General features: G+C 37.6%; 2 protein-coding genes. Both read left to right on the forward strand.

What is annotated here, in order from left to right; translation table 11 throughout:
- Positions 1-181 precede the first annotated feature (181 nt).
- Positions 182-1,519, forward strand: coding sequence for an NADP-specific glutamate dehydrogenase (gene gdhA / locus I6E24_RS15900; RefSeq protein ID WP_235329645.1), 1,338 nt, complete (start codon positions 182-184; stop codon positions 1,517-1,519).
- Positions 1,520-1,696: 177 nt separating this feature from the next.
- Positions 1,697-2,728 (forward strand): fimbrillin family protein (locus I6E24_RS15905; RefSeq protein WP_235329647.1); only part of this gene is annotated, 1,032 nt, incomplete at its 3' end.

Raw genomic sequence — 2,728 nt, forward strand, 5'->3', positions numbered from 1 at the left:
GTATATTATAAATATATCCTTAAAAACCAATCATAAACTTCCCGGGTAGCCACTAATACCAACTTACTTTTTATCATTATTTTACACAAATAAGTACAGAAAAATTTGGTCAACACGTATAATTTCATAACTTTGCATATACAAAAACATTTCATTTTGTCAGACCTTAATATTTTGAATTATGAATATCAATCAAATCATGGCTTCCCTGGAGGCCAAACATCCAGGTGAATCGGAGTATCTGCAAGCAGTAAAAGAAGTTTTGCTCTCTATTGAAGATGTATACAATCAACATCCTGAATTCGAAAAAGTATCATTGATAGAACGCCTCGTTGAACCGGACAGAATTATAACTTTCCGTGTACCTTGGGTTGATGACAAAGGTAAGGTACAGGTAAATATAGGTTACAGAGTACAGTTTAACAACGCTATAGGCCCTTACAAAGGCGGTATCCGTTTCCATGCATCAGTAAATCTTTCAATACTGAAATTCCTCGGATTCGAGCAGACATTCAAGAATGCTCTTACCACTCTTCCTATGGGAGGTGGTAAAGGTGGTTCGGATTTCTCTCCACGAGGAAAGAGCGATGCGGAAATCATGCGTTTCTGCCAGGCCTTTATGCTAGAATTATGGCGTCACGTAGGTCCTGACATGGACGTACCGGCAGGTGATATAGGCGTAGGTGGAAGAGAAGTGGGTTATATGTTCGGTATGTATAAAAAACTCACTCACGAATTTACCGGAACATTCACAGGCAAGGGACTTGAATTCGGAGGCTCCCTGATTCGCCCTGAAGCAACCGGATTTGGCGGCCTTTACTTCGTTAAACACATGCTCGACAAGAAAGGAATCGACATTAAAGGCAAGACTGTAGCTATTTCAGGTTTCGGAAATGTAGCATGGGGGGCTGCAACCAAGGCAACTCAACTTGGTGCTAAAGTCGTGACAATATCCGGTCCTGACGGTTATATATACGACCCTGACGGAATAAGCGGCGAGAAGATAGACTATATGCTCGAACTTCGTGCTTCCGGAAATGATATTGTTGAGCCTTATGCAGAAAAATTCCCGGGCTCTAAGTTCGTTCCAGGACGCCGTCCATGGGAAGTTAAGGTAGATATTGCACTTCCTTGCGCAACTCAGAACGAATTAAATGGCGAAGATGCTGGAAATTTGATAAAAAATTCCGTACTTTGCGTCGGAGAAATTTCGAACATGGGTTGTACTCCTGAAGCAATAGACGCATTCATCGAAAATAAGGTAATGTACGCACCGGGTAAAGCTGTTAATGCAGGCGGTGTTGCTACATCAGGACTTGAAATGAGTCAGAATGCAATGCATATGAGTTGGAGTGCCGAAGAAGTAGACGATAAGCTCCATCAGATAATGCACAATATCCACGAACAGTGCGTGAAATATGGAACTGAAGCCGATGGATATGTGAATTATGTTAAAGGTGCCAATATAGCAGGATTCATGAAAGTGGCTCATGCAATGATGGCACAAGGTATTGTTTAAAGTAAAATCATTTGATTTAAAATATCTCGTTTAGTTGTATTTGTATTTTGTATTGTAGCTTGCGCTGCCCGCCTGAGAAGGTATGGCAGCGTTTTTTTTCTGTACTCTTTTATTTATTGATAAAAAATACGTACTTTTGGTTTCAGAAGATTTTTTATCAATAAACAGTTTACAGCTATGAAAACAAAGATATTACTATCATTTGTTACAATATTAATATTATCTGTAACCGCTTGTACACATGACAGTATAATAAATATAAAAAGTGAGAATTATAGTCAAGTTATTATTACAGGAAACTCCACAAACGGATTTTCGGATAAAGAAAGCAGAACTGGCAGTATAGAACAAATTCCAGCAGGAGATTCCATAGTTTTCTTCAGTACCGGAGGGATAAAAGCGGAAGGAAACATATTAAATTATGAAAACGGACTATGGACAGGACTGGAAGACAATAAATGGTATACAGAAGAAGGTTCGGCAAATATTACAGCTTATTATCCTGTGATAAAAGGAATTGATGACCTGTACCATAACAACGGAGAACTTAGAGACATAGTATATTGTAAAGACACATTTAGTAATGGAGAAACAATAAATCTCACTTTCAATCATATTTTCGCCAAACTTGCAATCAATATTGACAAAAAGCTGAATGAGGACATTGTAAAAGTCCATATTAATGTCCCTCTCAAAGTAAATGCCATCGACTTGAAAACAGCGGAATATTCAGTCACAACAAGTACAGAAGGAACTATTTCATTTGACAGAAATGACGATGGCAGATATGAAGCCATAATACCAGCCCAAAACGGCATGGACTTATCCATCAAACTTGAAGGAAATGAATTACCTTCAGAATATATCAAAATAAACGAAACTGAATTCAATAGCGGTTATGAATACATATGTAATGTAAGAAAGGACGAACAAAACGGTATTTACACAACAGAAGATTTTATTGCTTTCACTCATCTGATAAACGGTGAGACAGAATATGAAGGAAAAAGTCTTGAGGACTTCTACTCTGTGATTGACGGCAAAAGGGTATTCAAACTGTATAATGATTTAAGCTTCACAGATGAAGAAGCCGATAGTATAGCAGTCATAGAAGAGTTTAATGACATATTTGACGGAAATAATCATACAATATCTAATCTGAAAATAAAAACAAGATATCGTGCAAATTTTTGTTTGATAGATAAAAAC

The sequence above is a fragment of the Bacteroides caecigallinarum genome (assembly GCF_021530995.1).
Lineage (GTDB): Bacteria > Bacteroidota > Bacteroidia > Bacteroidales > Bacteroidaceae > Phocaeicola > Phocaeicola faecigallinarum.

Excerpts from the sequence above, each read along its gene's own strand:
- gdhA (WP_235329645.1), top strand. The coding sequence starts at position 182 with ATGAATATCAATCAAATCATGGCTTCCCTGGAGGCCAAACATCCAGGT.